Source organism: Pantoea sp. JZ2 (assembly GCF_035191405.1).
Lineage (GTDB): Bacteria > Pseudomonadota > Gammaproteobacteria > Enterobacterales > Enterobacteriaceae > Pantoea > Pantoea stewartii.
The window spans coordinates 997,966-1,016,320 of the sequence record NZ_CP045247.1 but is presented as its reverse complement, the minus strand read 5'-3'; the positions used below and the strand labels follow the sequence as shown (position 1 = coordinate 1,016,320).

General features: G+C 54.1%; 21 protein-coding genes. 15 read left to right on the top strand and 6 right to left on the bottom strand.

Annotation, left to right across the window (positions count from 1 at the left end; all coding sequences use genetic code 11):
- Positions 1 to 24 precede the first annotated feature (24 nt).
- The 7 genes from GC087_RS05040 to ruvX all read left to right on the top strand — a co-directional run bounded on the left by GC087_RS05040 (position 25) and on the right by ruvX (position 6,278).
- Positions 25 to 1,959 carry a methyl-accepting chemotaxis protein gene (locus tag GC087_RS05040; RefSeq protein WP_054687090.1) on the top strand — a complete coding sequence of 645 codons (1,935 nt, stop codon included), beginning with the start codon at positions 25 to 27 and terminating at the stop codon, positions 1,957 to 1,959.
- A 95-nt stretch (positions 1,960 to 2,054) separates the two neighbouring features.
- Positions 2,055 to 2,567, top strand: a complete 513-nt coding sequence (locus GC087_RS05035; RefSeq protein WP_152999677.1) for a SprT family zinc-dependent metalloprotease — start codon at positions 2,055 to 2,057, stop codon at positions 2,565 to 2,567.
- 75 nt (positions 2,568 to 2,642) lie between these two features.
- The gene (endA, locus tag GC087_RS05030; protein ID WP_039339282.1) at positions 2,643 to 3,350 is read left to right on the top strand and encodes a deoxyribonuclease I; all 708 of its coding nucleotides are present in this window, start codon (positions 2,643 to 2,645) and stop codon (positions 3,348 to 3,350) included.
- Between the two features lie 74 nt (positions 3,351 to 3,424).
- On the top strand, positions 3,425 to 4,156 hold the full coding sequence (rsmE, locus tag GC087_RS05025) for a 16S rRNA (uracil(1498)-N(3))-methyltransferase (RefSeq protein ID WP_006120849.1): 732 nt from the start codon (positions 3,425 to 3,427) through the stop codon (positions 4,154 to 4,156).
- A 112-nt stretch (positions 4,157 to 4,268) separates the two neighbouring features.
- A complete protein-coding gene (gshB, locus tag GC087_RS05020) occupies positions 4,269 to 5,219 on the top strand; it encodes a glutathione synthase (RefSeq protein WP_058708975.1) in 951 nt (316 codons plus the stop codon).
- 79 nt (positions 5,220 to 5,298) lie between these two features.
- Complete coding sequence (locus GC087_RS05015) at positions 5,299 to 5,862, top strand: YqgE/AlgH family protein (RefSeq protein ID WP_033739653.1); 564 nt, start codon at positions 5,299 to 5,301, stop codon at positions 5,860 to 5,862.
- Positions 5,862 to 6,278: a Holliday junction resolvase RuvX gene (gene ruvX / locus GC087_RS05010; RefSeq protein ID WP_006120852.1), complete on the top strand. Its 417-nt coding sequence runs from the start codon at positions 5,862 to 5,864 to the stop codon at positions 6,276 to 6,278. Before GC087_RS05015 ends, ruvX begins: the two co-directional genes overlap by 1 nt.
- On the opposite strand, the gene GC087_RS05005 is transcribed toward ruvX, so the two are convergent.
- On the bottom strand, positions 6,275 to 7,270 hold the full coding sequence (locus GC087_RS05005) for a type IV pilus twitching motility protein PilT (protein WP_054633201.1): 996 nt from the start codon (positions 7,268 to 7,270) through the stop codon (positions 6,275 to 6,277). The genes ruvX and GC087_RS05005 overlap by 4 nt on opposite strands.
- A gap of 15 nt (positions 7,271 to 7,285) precedes the next feature.
- Here GC087_RS05005 and GC087_RS05000 point away from each other — a divergent pair, with 15 nt between their 5' ends.
- The 4 genes from GC087_RS05000 to hemW are packed head-to-tail and all read left to right on the top strand — an operon-like array spanning position 7,286 to position 10,307.
- Positions 7,286 to 7,993, top strand: a complete 708-nt coding sequence (locus tag GC087_RS05000; protein ID WP_039339277.1) for a YggS family pyridoxal phosphate-dependent enzyme — start codon at positions 7,286 to 7,288, stop codon at positions 7,991 to 7,993.
- A 12-nt stretch (positions 7,994 to 8,005) separates the two neighbouring features.
- Complete coding sequence (locus GC087_RS04995; protein WP_006120855.1) at positions 8,006 to 8,560, top strand: YggT family protein; 555 nt, start codon at positions 8,006 to 8,008, stop codon at positions 8,558 to 8,560.
- A gap of 21 nt (positions 8,561 to 8,581) precedes the next feature.
- Complete coding sequence (locus GC087_RS04990; RefSeq protein WP_006120856.1) at positions 8,582 to 9,175, top strand: XTP/dITP diphosphatase; 594 nt, start codon at positions 8,582 to 8,584, stop codon at positions 9,173 to 9,175.
- Positions 9,168 to 10,307, top strand: a complete 1,140-nt coding sequence (hemW, locus tag GC087_RS04985) for a radical SAM family heme chaperone HemW (protein WP_033739660.1) — start codon at positions 9,168 to 9,170, stop codon at positions 10,305 to 10,307. Before GC087_RS04990 ends, hemW begins: the two co-directional genes overlap by 8 nt.
- A 52-nt stretch (positions 10,308 to 10,359) precedes the next feature.
- Here hemW and GC087_RS04980 read toward each other — a convergent pair whose 3' ends face one another.
- Positions 10,360 to 11,094 (bottom strand): GntR family transcriptional regulator, encoded by a 735-nt coding sequence (locus tag GC087_RS04980; RefSeq protein WP_039339294.1) that lies wholly within the window; start codon positions 11,092 to 11,094, stop codon positions 10,360 to 10,362.
- A 456-nt stretch (positions 11,095 to 11,550) separates the two neighbouring features.
- Here GC087_RS04980 and GC087_RS04975 point away from each other — a divergent pair, with 456 nt between their 5' ends.
- Genes GC087_RS04975 through GC087_RS04965 form a run of 3 tightly spaced genes read left to right on the top strand, consistent with a single transcriptional unit; the run spans position 11,551 to position 13,728 of the window.
- A complete protein-coding gene (locus tag GC087_RS04975) occupies positions 11,551 to 12,012 on the top strand; it encodes a PTS sugar transporter subunit IIA (protein ID WP_054633250.1) in 462 nt (153 codons plus the stop codon).
- Positions 12,013 to 12,037: 25 nt separating this feature from the next.
- Complete coding sequence (locus GC087_RS04970; RefSeq protein ID WP_006120860.1) at positions 12,038 to 12,307, top strand: PTS sugar transporter subunit IIB; 270 nt, start codon at positions 12,038 to 12,040, stop codon at positions 12,305 to 12,307.
- Between the two features lie 44 nt (positions 12,308 to 12,351).
- The gene (locus tag GC087_RS04965) at positions 12,352 to 13,728 is read left to right on the top strand and encodes a PTS ascorbate transporter subunit IIC (RefSeq protein WP_324029845.1); all 1,377 of its coding nucleotides are present in this window, start codon (positions 12,352 to 12,354) and stop codon (positions 13,726 to 13,728) included.
- Between the two features lie 56 nt (positions 13,729 to 13,784).
- Here GC087_RS04965 and GC087_RS04960 read toward each other — a convergent pair whose 3' ends face one another.
- The 4 genes from GC087_RS04960 to melR all read right to left on the bottom strand — a co-directional run bounded on the left by GC087_RS04960 (position 13,785) and on the right by melR (position 16,700).
- On the bottom strand, positions 13,785 to 14,501 hold the full coding sequence (locus GC087_RS04960) for a YggN family protein (protein ID WP_006120862.1): 717 nt from the start codon (positions 14,499 to 14,501) through the stop codon (positions 13,785 to 13,787).
- A 42-nt stretch (positions 14,502 to 14,543) separates the two neighbouring features.
- Complete coding sequence (locus GC087_RS04955) at positions 14,544 to 14,870, bottom strand: YggL family protein (protein ID WP_006120863.1); 327 nt, start codon at positions 14,868 to 14,870, stop codon at positions 14,544 to 14,546.
- Positions 14,870 to 15,589: a tRNA (guanosine(46)-N7)-methyltransferase TrmB gene (trmB, locus tag GC087_RS04950; RefSeq protein ID WP_324029844.1), complete on the bottom strand. Its 720-nt coding sequence runs from the start codon at positions 15,587 to 15,589 to the stop codon at positions 14,870 to 14,872. Before trmB ends, GC087_RS04955 begins: the two co-directional genes overlap by 1 nt.
- Positions 15,590 to 15,764: 175 nt before the next feature.
- Positions 15,765 to 16,700 carry a transcriptional regulator MelR gene (gene melR / locus GC087_RS04945; protein ID WP_006120865.1) on the bottom strand — a complete coding sequence of 312 codons (936 nt, stop codon included), beginning with the start codon at positions 16,698 to 16,700 and terminating at the stop codon, positions 15,765 to 15,767.
- A 252-nt stretch (positions 16,701 to 16,952) separates the two neighbouring features.
- On the opposite strand from melR, the gene GC087_RS04940 reads away from it, so the two are divergent.
- On the top strand, positions 16,953 to 18,308 hold the full coding sequence (locus GC087_RS04940) for an alpha-glucosidase/alpha-galactosidase (protein ID WP_110268370.1): 1,356 nt from the start codon (positions 16,953 to 16,955) through the stop codon (positions 18,306 to 18,308).
- Positions 18,309 to 18,355 lie beyond the last annotated feature (47 nt).

The window sequence follows — 18,355 nt, the reverse complement described above, 5'->3', positions numbered from 1 at the left end:
ACTTTATTTTCATCAGGAAATCCAATGAACAACCCCAGCGTTAAAAAGACAATGAGCACCCGGGCTCAGATGCTGCTGGCAGGGGGAATGACGATTGTCGTGGGCTTTGCAGCGACCATCGGATTGCTCAGCTGGCAGTCTTCAAAAGCGCAAAAATCTCTGGCCGCTGACTACCTGCAACAAATTGCTGCCAGCCATGCCGGACAAATTCAACAGGAACTGACACATGCACTGGACGCGGCACAAAACCTGGGGCAAAGCCTTGCCGCGCTGCCTGCGGCCGGCGTGACCGATCGCAACGTTGCCCATAAGCTCATGGAATATGCCCTGCAGAAAAATCCTGACTTTGTATCGATGACCGTGGTGTTCGAACCCAACGCCTTCGACGGTCGTGACAGTGCTTTCGCCGGCCAGCAGGGAATGCCACCCGAGGGGCGCTATGCCTGGTATATTGATCGGGATAAAGACGGGCATTTTAAAATGAATCCGGCGCTGGATTTTTTACAACCCGGTGCGGGCAATTACTATCTGCTGCCGAAAGAAACGCTTAAAGACACGCTGATTGAACCCTACAGCTTCGCCTATGATGGTGCGAAACCCGAGTGGTTAACCTCAGTCGCCACGCCTGTCATGGTGAACGATAAGCTAAAACTGGTCGTCAGCTCGGATATTCTGCTGTCGTCTATCCAGAAAAAAATCAACCAGATCAAACCCTGGCAAGGCACCGGTTACGCGCTGCTGATTTCGAACAGCGGTAACGTGATTTCCTCCCCCGATACAAGTGAAGCGGGCAAGAAATGGCCGGGGAACGTAAACAGCACCAGTACCAACGTGACGGAGCAATACGATCCGGTGCTCAAAGAACAGGCCATGTATACGTGGTATCCCGTGCGCGTTGGGAAGAGTGATAAACCCTGGTATGTCGGGATCGTGGCGCCCGTCAGTCAGGTGATGGCGGCCGCTGACCGCCAGCTGTACTGGGCAATCGGGCTGATGATCATCAGCATCCTGTCGGTGGGTGCCGTACTGGGGCTGCTGTTCAGTCGCAAAGTGATGCGCCCGCTGGGTGGTGAACCGGCAGAGGCTGCGCGTATCGCGCTGGCTGTGGCTGAGGGGCGGTTAAACAACAGCATTGGCGTTGCGCCCGACGATAGCCGTAGTCTGTTCTACGCGTTGAGTACCATGCAGTCACAGCTTAGGACGATGGTCGGCCAAATCAAAGATGCCAGCCTCTCTGTCCAGCAGGGCGCGGGCGAAATCGCCAGCGCCAACCTGAACCTGTCCTCCCGAACTGAGGAGCAGGCTGCCGCCCTGGAGGAAACTGCGGCCAGCATGGAACAGATTAGCGCGGCCATTCGTATGAACGCTGACAACGCACAACAGGCGACAGGCCTGACGGAAAATGCCACCCGTATCGCTAACCGTGGCGAAACGCTGGTGGATCAGGTCGTGACAACCATGGCGAAGATCGATGAAAGCTCGCAGAAAATTGGTGATATCACCACGCTGATTAACAGCATTGCTTTCCAGACCAATATTCTGGCGCTTAACGCCGCCGTTGAAGCGGCACGTGCAGGGGAACAGGGACGCGGATTTGCCGTGGTGGCCTCAGAAGTGCGTAACCTGGCGCAGCGCACCACCAGTGCCGTAAAGGACATCGCCGCCCTGATTGAAGAGTCAGCGCTGCGCGTCGAGAATGGCGTTGTGCTGGTCAATGATGCGGGCAAAACCATGCATGAAATGACAAATGCCGTTTCATCCGTGCAGCGCATCATCGGTGAAATTGTTGCCGCATCCGATGAACAGGCGCGCGGTATCGCTCAGGTCACCATTGCCGTTAATGAAATGGACGGCACGACTCAGCAAAATGCGGCACTGGTTCAGCAGATGTCGGCGGCCTCCAGTTCGCTTGAGGATCAGGCCCGCCAGCTGGCACAAACCGTCGCGCAGTTCCATTAAGCCGTGGCGATGTCCGTCGTGACAGACGGGCATCGCCATCTTTGCCCCGCGCATTCATATTGAGTTCCGCCTCTGCGGCGCTTATGCTGAGCGCCATGAAAACACCTCGTCTTCCGATTGCCCTGCAACAAGCCGTTATGCGCGCCCTGCGTGATGCTCTTGAGCGCGCTAATCGCACGCTTGAACGCACCTACCCTGAGCCCACGCTGGTTTATCATCAACGGGGCACCGCCGCCGGTACCGCCTGGCTGGAAAAATGGGAGATTCGCCTCAATCCTGTGCTGCTGCTGGAGAACCAACAGGCGTTTATTGATGAAGTCGTTCCTCACGAACTGGCCCATTTGCTGGTGTGGAAGACCTTTGGTCGCGTGGCACCGCACGGGAAAGAGTGGAAGTGGATGATGGAAACCGTCCTCGGTGTTCCGGCCCAGCGTACCCACCGTTTTGAAGTCGCGTCCGTCCGTAGTCGCACCTTTGCCTACCGCTGTCAGTGCCAGCAGCACCACCTTACCGTACGGCGTCATAATCGCGTGATTCGCGGCGAAAGCGAATACCGCTGTGTCCATTGCGGCAACGTATTAAAAGCCGGCCTTTTCCTTCCATCCTGACCGGATTCTCATTCCGCCTGCCCCCGCATTCTGGTACCCTGCCGCCCTTTTTAGGATCAAGGTGATAACTGGAATATGTCTCGCAAAATAATCATGACCGCCGCGCTGCTGCTGGCCTCCTTTCATGCTACCGCGCTTAACCTGAATAATTACCATCAGAATAATTTTCAGCAGGCAAAAGCTTATGCGGCCGAGATTAATGCCGATGCACCGGGCAGTTTTTATTGCGGCTGCAAAATGACCTGGCACGGTAAAAAGGGCGAACCTGATCTGAGCAGCTGCGGTTATCAACCGCGTAAAAATGCCAACCGTGCCGCGCGCATCGAGTGGGAGCACGTGATGCCTGCCTGGGAGTTCGGTCATCAACGTCAGTGCTGGCAGAATGGTGGACGCAAAAACTGCAGTAAAGATGCCGACTATCGCCATATGGAGACCGATCTGCACAATCTGCAACCGGCAATAGGTGAAGTAAACGGCGACCGGGGTAACTTTGCTTACAGCCAGTGGAACGGGACAGAGAAGCAATATGGTCAGTGCAGCATGCACATTGATTTTAAAAACAAACAGGCAGAGCCACCAGAACGGGCCCGCGGTGCCATCGCGCGCACCTACTTCTATATGCGCGATCAATATCATCTGCGCTTGTCGCGCCAGCAAACCCAGCTATTTACGGCCTGGAACAAGCTCTATCCGGTCAGCCAGTGGGAATGCGAGCGAGACCAACGTATCGCACGGGTACAGGGGAATCACAATCCTTATGTGCTCGAAGCTTGCAAGCGTTAAAATCCCTGCCCTAAACTAACTGTCTTTACGGCCTCGCCGCGTGGATCGCGCGGCGTTTTGCTCTCAGGTACTTTATGCGCATACCTCGCATTTTTCACTCACAGCCGCTGCATGTTGGCAGTGAGATTACACTGGATGACGATGCCTCTAACCATGTTGGTCGCGTATTACGCATGACCAGTGGACAGCATCTGGAACTGTTTGATGGCAGTAATCTGACTTTCGCAGCAGAAATCACGCAAGTTGATAAAAAACGTGTAAAAGTATCCATCACAACGAGTCAGACAGACGATCGTGAATCGCCCCTTTATCTCCATCTCGGTCAGGTGATGTCGCGTGGCGAAAAAATGGAATTTACCATCCAGAAATCAATCGAACTGGGCGTTAATGTTATCACGCCGCTGTTTTCTGAGCGCTGTGGTGTCAAACTGGACGCCGAACGTCTGGCGAAAAAAATTCAGCAATGGCAAAAGATTGCGATTGCCGCCTGTGAACAGTGTGGCCGTAACCGGGTACCGGAAATCCGTCCGGCGATGACGCTGGAAGCCTGGTGCAGTGAAGCGGAAAGTGGGTTAAAACTGAATCTGCATCCGCGCGCCAGCCACAGTATTAACACCTTGCCCCAACCGGTCGAGCGCGTCAGGTTGCTGATTGGCCCGGAAGGTGGGCTGTCCGCTGAAGAAATTGCCATGACGGCACAGCATGGATTTACGGATATTTTGCTTGGCCCACGCGTTTTACGCACCGAAACCACCGCGCTGACGGCCATTACGGCACTTCAGGTGAGGTTTGGCGACCTGGGTTAAGCGATACTTTTAGCACGTTCAGGTCATGCAGCCTCACCGCCAGCCTGAAAGATCAGCCCCTTTTGCCCGAACGGAACGAGACGGTTAGTGCCGCCTCCTTCAGGAGAGAATAATGATTAAGCTTGGCATCGTGATGGACCCGATCGCATCCATCAACATTAAGAAAGACTCCAGCTTTGCAATGCTGCTGGAAGCCCAGCGCCGGGGCTACGAAATTCACTATATGGAGATGAACGATCTCTCCCTGCGCGGCGGCGTGGCCTTTGCCCGCACGCGCCTGCTCAGCGTGGAACAGAATGCCGCGAGCTGGTACCAGTTTGGCAGCGAACAGCAGATCAAACTGGCCGATCTTGATGTCGTCCTGATGCGCAAAGACCCACCGTTCGATACCGAATTCATCTACTGCACCTACATTCTGGAACGTGCCGAAGAACAGGGCACGCTGATCGTTAACAAGCCGCAAAGCCTGCGCGACTGCAATGAAAAACTCTATACCGCCTGGTTTGCCGAATTTACGCCGGATACGCTGGTGACCCGTTCGAAGCAGCAACTCCGTGCATTCTGGCAGGAGCATGGCGATGTGATTATGAAGCCGCTGGACGGCATGGGTGGCGCATCCATCTTTCGCGTGAAGCAGGATGACCCAAACTTTGGCGTAATCGCCGAAACGCTGACAGAGCATGAAAGCCGCTACTGCATGGTGCAAAATTATCTGCCAGCGATCAAAGAGGGCGACAAACGCGTACTGGTCGTCGATGGCGAACCCGTTCCCTATTGCCTGGCGCGTATCCCTCAAGGCGGTGAAACCCGTGGTAACCTGGCCGCCGGTGGACGCGGTGAAGCGCGCCCGCTGAGCGAAAGTGACTGGGCGATCGCCCGCAAAGTCGGACCCACGCTTAAAGCCAAAGGCTTGATTTTTGTCGGACTCGATATTATTGGTGATAGACTGACAGAAGTTAACGTGACCAGCCCAACATGCATTCGTGAAATCGAGGCCGCTTTCCCTGTGTCCATCACCGGTATGCTGATGGATGCCATTGAGAAGCGTCTGGGCTCAGCATAACGCTGGGACCATGCTCCGTGATCAACCCAACACCGGTGCTGACGTTACGCACCGGTTATCTTTGGTAAAGCATGTGAGAATGAATTTACAGCATCACTTTTTGATTGCCATGCCAGCGTTGCAGGATCCCTTTTTCAAACGTTCTGTGGTCTACATTTGCGAGCACAACGAAGAAGGGGCAATGGGGCTGATTATTAACAAGCCTATGGAAAACCTGACGGTTGAAGGCATTTTGAAAAAGCTCAAGATTGCCGAGGAAAACCGCGATCCGGCAATCAACCTGGATAAGCCGGTATTCAGCGGCGGCCCGCTGGCAGAAGATCGCGGGTTTATCCTGCACTCTGCCCAGCGCACGTTTACCTCCAGCATCCGTGTCTCAGACAACACGGTGATCACGACATCACGCGATGTCCTGGAAGCCATAGGTACCGCCGATCAGCCCGATCATGTTCTGGTGGCGCTGGGCTATTGTGCCTGGGAAAAAGATCAGCTTGAAAATGAGCTGATGGAAAACGCCTGGCTGACCACCCCCGCAAACAGCAATATTCTGTTTCAGACGCCCATCGCTGAGCGCTGGCGCGAAGCGGCACGAAGCATCGGGGTGGATATTCACAATATGGCCAGCGATGCAGGTCACGCCTGATGACACACCAAACCTTGTTAGGCTTCGACTTCGGCACCAAAAGCATTGGCGTTGCCGTCGGGCAGCAGCTGACGGGCAGCGCCCGTCCGTTAAGTGCCCTCAAAGCACAGGACGGTACGCCTGACTGGCTGCAAATCGAAAAGTTGCTGAAAGAGTGGCAGCCTGATTTTGTGGTGGTGGGATTGCCGCTTAATATGGACGGCAGCGAACAGCCACTGACCGCGCGTGCGCGCAAGTTTGCCAACCGCTTACACGGGCGTTTCGGCATTCGCGTGGAGCTGCAGGACGAACGCCTCAGTACCGTTGAAGCTCGTGCGGGCCTGTTTGAGCGTGGCGGTTACCGTGCGCTGAACAAAGGGTCGGTCGATTCACAGTCAGCGGCCATTATCCTGCAGGACTGGTTCGACACTCACTAGCGAATGACCCCTTCAGCCTGACGGGCTGCGCGGCTCTGTTCGAACGTCTGCATCCCGGCCCGAGCGCCGGTTTGCAGAAGCGCCGGAATCTGATGCATTTTGCCTTCCCGAATCAGATTGACCACGGCACTGGTCGCCATCAATACTTCAAACAGCCCGGTCCTCTTCTCATCACAGGCTGGCACCAGTTGCTGCGCGATCACTGCGTTGAGGCTGCTTGCCAGTTGAGTGCGCACCAGATTTTTTTCTTCCGCAGGAAACACATCCACCAGCCTGTCTACCGCCTGCACCGCACCGCGCGTGTGCAGCGTGGCCAGCACCAGATGGCCGGTTTCTGCGGCCGTGAGCGCCTGACGAATGGTATCGCTGTCGCGCAGTTCCCCCAGCATAATAACGTCAGGATCTTCCCTGAGTGCGGCTTTCAGGCCCTGGCTGAAACTCCGGCAATGCACACCGACTTCACGCTGTTGAATCAGGGATTGCTGACTGCGATGGATAAACTCAATCGGGTCCTCCAGGGTCAGGATATGGCGGGCCTGCTGCCGGTTAATCGCATCCACCATTGCCGCGAGGGTGGTCGACTTACCGCTGCCCGTCGCCCCGGTGATTAATATCAGTCCGTCCCGTTTCTTTAGTAACGCCTGCACCCCTTCCGGTACGCGCAGATCGGTCAGCGTCGGGCATTCGCTGGCGATGGTGCGTAGCGCCAGAGACAGCCCGTTACGCTGCATAAACAGGTTGGCGCGCAGGCGCTGTCCCGCCGCCAGGGTCAACGCGAAATCCAGTTGCCCTTCCCGCTTAAGTTGCTGCTGCTGTTCGCTGTCCAGCCACACCGACGTAAACTGCGCCATCCAGTCAGGTGACAGCGCAGACCGATCGGGCAGCGGCTCCAGCCTGCCCTGACGCCGCCAGTACGGCAAATGTCCGCTACAAAGGTGCAGATCGGCAGCGTTATGCTTTACACTAAGCGCCACGATTTCATCCAGATTCATTGTGTTCTCCCGACTATGACTTCAATCCAGCACAACCTACAGCAAGTCCGCCAGCGAATCGCCGCTGCTGCAACGCGTTGCGGCCGGGCTCCCGAAGAAATTACGCTACTTGCAGTGAGCAAAACGAAACCTGCGAGCGCAGTCGAAGAAGCGGCGGCGGCGGGTCAGCTCGCGTTCGGGGAAAATTACGTTCAGGAAGGGGTTGAAAAGGTTCAGGCGCTGACCTCACATCCCAATCTGATATGGCACTTCATTGGCCCGCTGCAGTCCAATAAAAGCCGACTGGTGGCAGAACACTTTGCCTGGTGCCACACCCTTGATCGTCTGAAGATTGCACAGCGGCTTAACGATCAGCGGCCTGAACATCTGGCACCGCTCAATGTGCTGATTCAGGTAAATATCAGTGACGAAAACAGCAAATCTGGCATCATGCTGGAGGCCGTCGACGAACTGGCGCAGGCTATTGCCGCGATGCCGCGTTTGCGTTTGCGCGGGCTGATGGCGATTCCGGCACCCGAACAGGATTATCAGAAACAGCTGGCGGTATGCCAGCAAATGGCTGATGCATTTCACCAGTTAAAACAGCACTATAGTGATGTTGATACGCTGTCGATGGGAATGAGTGATGATATGGAGGCGGCGATTGCCGCAGGCAGCACCCTGGTGCGCATTGGCACCGCAATATTTGGCGCACGTGATTACACACAGCCTTCACAACAATAATTGAGGAACTTCATGTTAACAATGACGTTTTTGGTAAAAACGCTAATCGATCTCTACGTCATGGTGCTGTTGCTGCGCATCTGGATGCAGTGGTCACGTTGCGATTTTTATAATCCGCTTGCCCAGTTTGTCGTGAAGATCACTCAGCCGATTGTGAAACCGTTGCGTCGCATTCTGCCTGCGTTGGGTCCGATTGATACGGCTTCTCTGCTGCTGGCGTTTGTGCTCACTACGCTGAAATATCCGCTTCTGCTGCTGATTCAGGTCGGCGTGTTCTCTGTCGATCCCGCTAACTTGCTGGTCGGCCTGCTGTCGCTACTGAAATCCGCCGGTTATCTGGTGTTCTGGGTCATTATTATCCGTTCCCTGATGAGCTGGATCAGCCAGGGCCGCGGTCCGATGGACTATGTGCTGATTCAGCTGACCGAGCCGTTAATGGCGCCGATTCGCCGCATTCTGCCCGCGATGGGCGGCATCGACTTCTCCGCCATGATCGTCATTCTGGTGCTGTATGCCCTGAATTTCCTCGGCATGGACCTGTTCCCGGGTCTCTGGTATTTGCTGTAAATGAACCAAACTGGAACTGTTATGCAAAAAGTTGTTCTTGCCACCGGTAATCCCGGCAAAGTCCGTGAACTGGCGGATCTGCTCTCCGCCTTTGGTCTGGATATCGTGGCGCAAACCGACCTCGGCGTTGAATCCGCCGAGGAGACCGGCCTGACCTTTATTGAAAACGCCATCCTGAAAGCGCGCCATGCCGCGCAGGTGACCGGGCTGCCCGCTATCGCAGATGACTCCGGGCTGGCCGTCAACGCGCTGGGCGGCGCACCGGGCATTTATTCGGCCCGCTATGCCGGTGACGACGCCAGTGACCAACAGAACCTGGAAAAGCTGCTTCAGGCGCTGGAAAGCACCCCGGACGGACAGCGTCAGGCCCAGTTCCACTGCGTGCTGGTGTATTTACGTCACGCTGCCGATCCCACGCCGCTGGTGTTTCACGGCGCCTGGGACGGCGAAATCACCCGCACCCCAGCCGGTGAAGGCGGCTTCGGCTACGACCCGGTGTTCTACATTCCGGCATTGGGTAAAACCGCCGCCGAGCTGACAAAAGCAGAGAAAGGAAAAGTCTCTCATCGAGGTAAAGCATTGACGCTGTTACTGGAAGCGATGCGTAATGCCTGATTTACCCCCGCTGAGTTTATATATCCATATTCCCTGGTGCGTCCAGAAATGCCCTTACTGCGATTTTAATTCTCACGCGTTAAAAGATGAGGTGCCGCACATTGAGTATGTGCAGCACCTGCTGCGCGATCTTGAAAACGATCTGCCGCTGATTCACGGACGTGACGTGCGCACGATATTTATCGGTGGCGGAACGCCAAGCCTGTTAAGCAGTAGCGCGATGCAGATGCTGATGGATGGCGTACGCGCGCGCCTGACGCTGGCAGAAGGGGCGGAGATTACGATGGAGGCGAATCCAGGCACGGTCGAAGCCGACCGTTTCAGCGCCTATCAGCGCGCCGGGATTAACCGCATCTCCATTGGGGTACAAAGCTTTAGCCCGCAGAAGCTGGAACGTCTCGGTCGCATCCATGGTCCCGAGGAAGCGAAGCGCGCCGCGGCGCTGGCGCAGGGCCTGAACCTGCGCAGCTTTAACCTCGATCTGATGCACGGTTTGCCCGACCAGTCACTGACGGAAGCGCTGGACGATTTGCGTCAGGCGATCGCGCTTAATCCTCCGCATTTGTCCTGGTATCAGCTGACCATCGAACCGAATACGTTGTTTGGCTCACGTCCGCCTAAATTGCCCGACGACGATGCGTTGTGGGACATCTTTGAGCAGGGACATCAGCTGCTGACCGCTGCCGGTTATGAGCAATATGAAACATCGGCCTATGCCAAACCGGGATACCGCTGTGAGCACAACCTGAATTACTGGCGTTTTGGCGATTATCTAGGGATTGGCTGTGGTGCCCATGGCAAGCTGACCCAACCCGATGGCCGTATTGTTCGCACGGTCAAAGTGCGCCATCCGCGGGGTTTTATGAAGGGCAACTATCTCGATAAACAGTACGAGGTAGCAGACAGTGACAAGCCGTTCGAGTTCTTTATGAACCGTTTCCGGTTGCTGGAGCCTGCGCCACGCGCGGACTTCAGCCGCTATACCGGGCTGAATGAAGCGCTGATTCGTCCACAGCTCGATCAGGCTATTGCCGCAGGTTACATCACTGAAACAGCGGACATCTGGCAAATTACCGAGAAGGGCAAACTGTTTCTGAACTCGCTACTGGAACTGTTCCTGGCCGACGAGTAACGCGCTTCGGGTTCGGCGTGCAAACTGCGGCTGTATGAAGGAGGCCGAATCCTTATCCGCGCTCAGTATTCTGTCTCAGTTGCAACAACCGGGTATTGATGATGGCAATGTTCACCTCGCAGGGCATGCCATCATCCAGATAAACCGTCTCATTAATCTCCAACGCCGCCTCATTCGCACTAAAATTCAGCAGTCTGAGCTGCTCACTGTCGGTCACGTTAATCGCATTAAGCTGCTGGTCGCGGCGCTGAATCTTTTTGCCGGTGATTTGTTCAATGTAAGAGTATTTCGAGATTTCCAGCCGGCCAAACTCCATGCTGCTGAACAGGCTGACAGGCAGGTGGATATATTCCAGCGCCACGGGAATATCGTCAAAGCACATCAGTCGAAGAATTTTGTATATCTGATCGCTGTTTCTGATACGTAACGCCTGCGCCATCTCCGGTCCGGGCACCTTGATGATGCTGGCAGTGAGCACCTTCCTGACCGCTTTATGGCCTTTTTTATGAGCCTGATAATCAAAGGGCGAAAGCGCATGGAACCGGCCGGCGTGATTGCTCTTGCCGATAGAACCGACAAACAGTCCCGACCCCTTCACGCGATAAATACGCTGCTGCTCAATCAGAATACGGGTTGCTTCCCGTACCGTCGCCCGGGTGATACCGATGTTCTTTGCTATCGCAATTTCGGTATCCAGCTTGTCGCCCGGCAGCAGTCCGTCCTGCATGATCTTGGTCAGAATATAGTCGACAACCTCTTTTTGTTTCTCTGTTATGCCATCGAACATCACGCTGTTCCCGAATAGTAAGCCCGTGCCTGCGGTGCGCCGCCGCATCGCCTGTATGCCTGATTTCCGTCACTGCGTATGAGTGAGACAGGAACCAGTGTGATCCAGCTAACGATTTTGCACTCCAGTGTCGCCTGTCCAGCCAGAATTGATTCTTGCATATTGTATCTGTACAGGTCGAGGTGCATCATCAAGATGACTAGACACGTTAAACATGTCTATACGTATAAATAAATTTGTGCAACAGGCAATTGTCAGAACTGACGCCTGCTTTAGCAATAAAAGTCATTACTAATCAAATAACTGGTTTTGACTTTTTATCTACCCTGACGTGTGTGGAAGAGAATCAGGAAAAACAAACAGGTTGACCGCCTAAAAAAGGCAAAAAGCTGACTGTACATCTTGCAATGACAAGCAGCCTGCCTGCTGGCCCAACTTTTTTATCCAGGACACCGTATGGCAAATCTTACCCAATGGCTGAATGCTGAAAAAATTCAATACATTGAGCGCGTTTCCGACTGGAAAGAGGCGATTCAGGTCACCGGTAATCCTCTCTGCCGTGAAGGCGCCATTTCGCAGGATTACATTGACACCATCGTCCGGCTCAAAGAAGAGACCGGCCCCTACTTCGTGATCGCCCCCCGAATCGCGATGCCACATGCGCGTCCTGAACAGGGCGCGAAGAAACTGGGCTTGTCCGTCGTGAAACTGGCAACCCCTGTCAACTTTGATGCTGATGAAAACGATCCTGTCGACATCCTTTTTATGTTCTCGGCCCCTGACAGCAACAGCCATATCGAGATGATTTCGCAGCTGGCTGAAGTGCTGACAGACGAGGACATCATGCAACGCGTTTATCACGCACAAAGCCAGCAGGAACTGTGCACGGTTCTGCTGGCAGACGACCTTATCAGTTAACAATTTCAAATAAGAAGAGGTAGTTATGAAAATTATGGCAGTGTGTGGTTCAGGCCTGGGAAGCAGCTTCATGATGGAAATGAACATCAAAAAAGTGCTTAAAGCGATTGATATGACGGCGGAGGTCGAACATGCCGACCTCGGCTCGGTGACGCCGGACGTCGCAGATGTATTCGTGATGGCAAAAGACATTGCCTACAGCGCTAATCTGCCCCCGGAAAAAGTCATTATCATCAACAACATCATCGACCTGAAAGAAGTTGAGCAGAAAATTCGCGACTACTTCAACAAATAACACCGTTATCCCCTTTGATAAGAACACTTACCGCTGAGGTTATTATGTTTATACAAAACCTTTTACTGGTAGTTGTCGATGTGCTGAAAGTCCCTTCGATTCTGGTCGGGTTAGTCGCGATGTTCGGCCTGATCGCGCAGCGCAAGCCGTTGCCGGATGTGATAAAGGGAACGGTAAAAACGATTCTGGGCTTTTTAGTGCTGGCAGGCGGTGCCACCGTTCTGGTGGGCTCGCTGACGCCGCTCGGCGATATTTTTAAGCACGCATTCAACGTTCAGGGCATTATTCCTAATAACGAAGCGATGGTATCCATCGCGCTGGCGAAATACGGCGCGCCTACCACGCTGATTATGGCGTTCGGCATGGTGGCAAACATTACCGTCGCCCGCTTTACCCGCCTGAAATATATCTATCTCTCTGGCCACGTCACCTTCTATATGGCCTGTATGATTGCCATTATTCTGTCCGTTGCCGGTTTTGAAGGTGTGCAGCTGATTTATACCGGTTCGCTGACGCTGGGCATGCTGATGGCCTTTTTCCCGGCCCTGGCTCAGCCCTATATGCGTAAAATTATCGGTCACGATCAGGTTGCGCTGGCTCATACCGGCACGGTGGGTTATGTCCTGTCAGGCTGGATAGGCTCTATAGTGGGCAAAGGTTCAAAGTCCACCGAAGAGATGAACATGCCCAAAAACCTGAGCTTTTTGCGCGACAGTACCATCTCCATCTCTCTGACCATGATGATCATCTATTTTATTTTGTCCGTCTCGGCGGGCAGAGAGTATGTTGAAAGTCAGTTCAGCCATGGTCAAAACTATCTGGTGTATTCGTTTGTGCAGGCCATTACCTTTGCTGCCGGGGTCTTTATTATCCTGCAGGGCGTGCGCTTAATTCTGGCGGAGATTGTACCGGCCTTTACCGGGTTTTCAGAGAAGCTGGTGCCCAGCGCGCGTCCTGCTCTGGACTGCCCTATCGTGTTTCCCTATGCGCCCAATGCCGTTCTGGTCGGCTTTATTTCCAGCTTTATCGGTGGACTCGTCGGGTTGTTTATCCTTGGGCAGCTGCACTGGGTGCTGATTTTGCCCGGCGTGGTGCCGCACTTTTTCTGCGGGGCGACGGCGGGCGTCTTTGGCAATGCGACGGGCGGCAAGCGGGGTGCGATGATTGGCGCCTTTGCACACGGTATTCTGATTACCTTCCTGCCGGTTGCGTTACTGCCTGTGCTGGGTGCGATTGGTCTGACGAATACCACATTCTCCGATACGGACTTTGGCGTGACAGGGATTCTGCTGGGTAATATGGCGAGGTTCCTCGATAAAGGCACCATTACCATGATTATTACGGGCATCTTTGCGCTGCTGGTGATCTATAACTATGTCGCCGGTAACAAGACCGTGACCAAAGAAGCTAACGGCGACTGAGACAAAACGGGGCTGATGATTCAGCCCCTTCTTAACAGGGCAGGACATAAAACGGGTTAGTTAAATGATTTAACCAGCGTTTTACGGTCTTTTTCCAGCGAGATAACCCGGTTACAGACGTCTTTACCAAACTGCTGGAAGTCCGTTTCCTGATTATTCCATTCGCTCTGAATGGCGTTCTGCAGACCACCAAGGTTACCCATCAACCCCTGCAGCCCGCTGCCGCCACCGTTGGTCATGGCTTTCGTCCCCATCTCATTAATGCTGTCCTGCAGGATACCGCCCATCGCCTGATTCACCAGTTGCTGCCCATCGGCACGAACCTGATCGATCGCCTGGTGATGGAACGTCAGTCCGTCACTGCGATGTTCAATAATGCGGTTCATCTGGGTTTTTAACTGGGCATTCAGCGTGGCCAGTCGGCTGTGCAAGCGGCTTGATTCCCCTACCTGCTCAGTGATGATCTTATCCAGCGCCAGCCGACCTTTCTCCAGACGGGAGGTGGCACCGTTATCGATCCACGGCAGATCGCGACGTAACGCATTTTGGTAATTAATGGCCTGCTGACGACTGGCGGCGTTCATCGTGATTTTTTGCCCGTTGAACTGCACATCGCCCTGCGGCGAAATCACAAGATTGCCGTTTGCGCCAACAACCTGCACGTTTTGTGGGCTAATGACCACATCATCCTGTGGTTTAACGCTGCATTCCCAGGCCGCCTGGGCCTGCGTTGCCGCCAGCAAGAGGCCAGCGACCAGCACGTTACGAATCATACGTTCTCCCTGTCTGGGTGTGAAAGCGATATCGCTGGTAACTTAGTCCCACCAGACGTCAAAGAGTTCGGTCACCTTTACATCCAGTAACTGGCGATCTTCCAGCCATTTACGTACCAGCTCGCGATGTTCCTCGGTACATTTACCGGTTTGCTGCAGGCAGATTAGCCCTTCCCAGGCCAGATAGCCGCTGCCGTCATAAGCCAGGCCATTGGGATCGATCGCTTCGTTAATAAACTGATTCAGCGTTTCGTCGATAACCTCTTCAGAGGTGCCGTCCGGGAAGCGCCAGGCTACGGAAAAGCCCAGCTCCTGAAACTCATCAATATGCAATTTTTTACGTAAACGACGGCTGCGTTGTGTGGCCATTATTTCACCCTCTCAAACATTAAATCCCAAACGCCATGGCCCAAACGCTGCCCGCGCTGCTCAAATTTGGTCAGTGGACGCGTCTCAGGACGCGGCACATACGTATTGTCTTCAGACAGGTTTCGATAACCCGCGATGCTGCTCATCACCTCAAGCATATGCCCGGCATAGGCTTCCCAGTCGGTCGCCATATGGAACACACCGCCCAGTTTCAGTTTACGCATCACAAGCTCGGCAAACGGCACCTGCACGATACGGCGTTTGTTGTGACGGGCTTTATGCCACGGATCGGGAAAGAACAGCTGAACCATGCGCAGTGAATTATCCGGGATCATTTTCTCCAGCACTTCCACCGCATCATGACACATCACCCGCAGATTGCTGACATTGGCCTCTTTCGCCGACGCCAGGCAGGCTCCCACGCCGGGCGCATGCACTTCAATGCCCAGGAAGTTTTGATGCGGATTATTTTGCGCCATGGTGACCAGCGACGCGCCCATACCAAAACCGATCTCCAGCGTGACAGGCGCATCGCGCCCAAACAGCGCGGGCAAATCAATGGGCTCTGGCTGATATTCAACACCCATTTCCGGCCAGTGGTTGTCCAGCGCCTGCTGCTGGCCTTTGGTTAAGCGGCCCTGGCGGCGCACAAAACTACGAATCCGACGCAACGGGCGTCCATTTTCATCATATTCTGGGGTGATGACGTCATTAATCATGTTGAAGCCTGCTGGTTAGCCTGTTCAGGGAAACGGGCATTATGCAAAGTTCAAAAGCAGAAGCAAGCCTTTGCCACTTTCCGCGCGCACCCGGCGTGTTTTGACATGCGTTTTCCTGCCTGAGTGTAGAGTAATGCAAGAAAATTGCCTGGGAGGCTGCTGGCCGGAAACAGAATTATAACGTCATGGTCTGCCGCCGTTGCTGACTGAGCTTGCGGTACTGTTGTGGCGACATGCCGACATACCTGGCAAAGGTGCTGTAAAAGCGACTACTGGAACGGAAGCCGGCCGTCAGCGCCACATCCAGCACGGTAATATCGGTATCGCTCAGCAGCGCCCGGACGTGATTAATGCGCATCGCGGTAATGTACTGTTTTAGCGTAAGCTGCATGACGCGTTGAAAGATACCCATGGCATAGTTTGCATTAAGCTTGACGTGCTCTGCGACGTCATTGATTGTCAGGGCCTGGTCATAATTGTCGGCAATATAGCTCAGCATCTGGCTGACATAAAACTGCGCATGGCGCGACACGCTGTTTTTGTGTGTCCGCGACGTTTTGTTCACCAGCACAGGCTGCCACCCTGACAGACTAAAGCGTTTAAGCATCAGGCCAATTTCATCCACAGCAAGCTGGCGAATCTGTTCATCCGGGCTGTTCAGTTCCTGCTGCCAGCGCTGCACTTCAAAGGCGCTGAGCTGCTGTTTTGCCACAGACTTAATCACCATGCCATGTGTGACATGATTGATGAGTTCCCGGTCGAGCGGCCATGACAGAAACAGATGCATCGGCAGATTAAGGATAGCCATGTTCTGGCAGTTACCGGGCCGGGTAAGCTGGTGCGGTGTACAGGCCCAAAACAGCGTGATATAGCCCTGCTTAATCTGTACGACTTCATTATTGATTAAATATTCCACGTCCCCGTCGAACGGCACATTGACCTCAACCTGCCCATGCCAGTGACAGCTGCTCATCGCCAGCGGCCGACGCAGTTCGATATCCATACGTTGATATTCGGAATAGAGCGACAGCGGGCTGCGGGTTTGCTTTTCGTCACTGCTGCACATATGCGGATCGGGCGGCAGCGTGGCAACGGGCTGTAATGTCGTCATGATTCTCTCCTGAATTATCAGAACCCCGCCCAGCGTACCCGCGGAGACGGCCAAAAACAGCAGTGGATTCCCTATACTAAGCGCTCTTTCAGACCAGATACTCTTCTTTTTACGTTAATTTATCCCAAAAACTCAGATCTGTTCGTTGCCAGCATCTGATCTGAGTTTTTGGGAATGCTCATCCGATAAGACGGAAGTTTTCGCCCGCACAGCGTGCCACCATGAGATTATCCCACCCTGTCATGGAGCGTTCTGATGTCTGCACCCAAAATTACCTTTATTGGCGCGGGTTCCACTATCTTCGTCAAGAATATCCTTGGCGATGTTTTCCATCGCGATGCGCTAAAATCGGCCCATATTGCCCTGATGGATATTGATGCAACCCGGCTTGAAGAATCCTATACCGTCGTCAGTAAACTTATGGATTCCGCGGGCGCGGCTGGCCAGATTACCTGCCACAGCGAGCAGAAAGCGGCCTTAGCGGATGCGGATTTTGTCGTGGTCGCCTTTCAGATAGGCGGCTATCAGCCCTGTACCGTCACCGATTTTGAGGTCTGTAAACGCTATGGTCTGGAGCAGACCATAGCAGATACGCTGGGCCCCGGCGGCATTATGCGCGCCCTGCGCACCATCCCGCACCTGTGGCAGATTTGCGAAGACATGACGGAAGTCTGCCCGCATGCCACCCTGCTTAATTACGTCAACCCCATGGCGATGAACACCTGGGCAATGTATGCGCGCTATCCCCATATCAAACAGGTTGGGCTGTGCCACTCGGTACAGGGAACGGCGGAGGAACTGGCCAACGATCTGAATTTAAATCCTGCCGATCTGCGTTACCGCTGCGCCGGGATTAATCATATGGCGTTTTATCTGACGCTGGAGCGTAAAACCGCTGACGGCAGTTACGTTGATCTCTATCCCGACCTGCTGGCGGCCTGGAACGCTGGCCAGGTGCCGAAGCCCAACCTGCACGGCAATACGCGCTGTCCCAACATTGTGCGCTATGAAATGTTCAAAAAGCTGGGCTATTTCGTCACCGAATCCTCAGAGCACTTCGCAGAATATACGCCGTGGTTTATCAAACCAGGCCGCGAAGATCTTATTGAACGGTATCAGATTCCGCTGGATGAATATCCCAAACGTTGTGAAGAACAACTGGCGGAATGGCGAGCAGAACTGGCACGTTACCGTCGCGCCGAACGTATTGAAAGCAAACCCTCACGTGAGTACGCCAGCACGATTATGAACGCTATCTGGACCGGCGAACCGGCGGTCATTTATGGCAACGTGCGTAATGATAGCCTGATCGATAATCTGCCGCAGGGATGCTGCGTGGAAGTCGCTTGTCTGGTCGATGCCAATGGGATTCAGCCCACCAAAGTCGGCACGATTCCGTCACATCTGGCCGCCATGATGCAAACCAATATCAATGTGCAGACGCTGCTGACCGAAGCCATTCTGACTGAAAACCGCGATCGGGTTTATCACGCCGCCATGCTGGATCCGCATACGGCAGCGGTATTAAGCCTTGATGAAATCTATGCACTGGTGGACGAACTCATCACTGAGCATGGCAGTTGGCTGCCCGCCTGGCTTCATCGTTAATTCTTTGTCGCCGGATGCTATGTCCGGTCGCGATTCTACGTCATAAC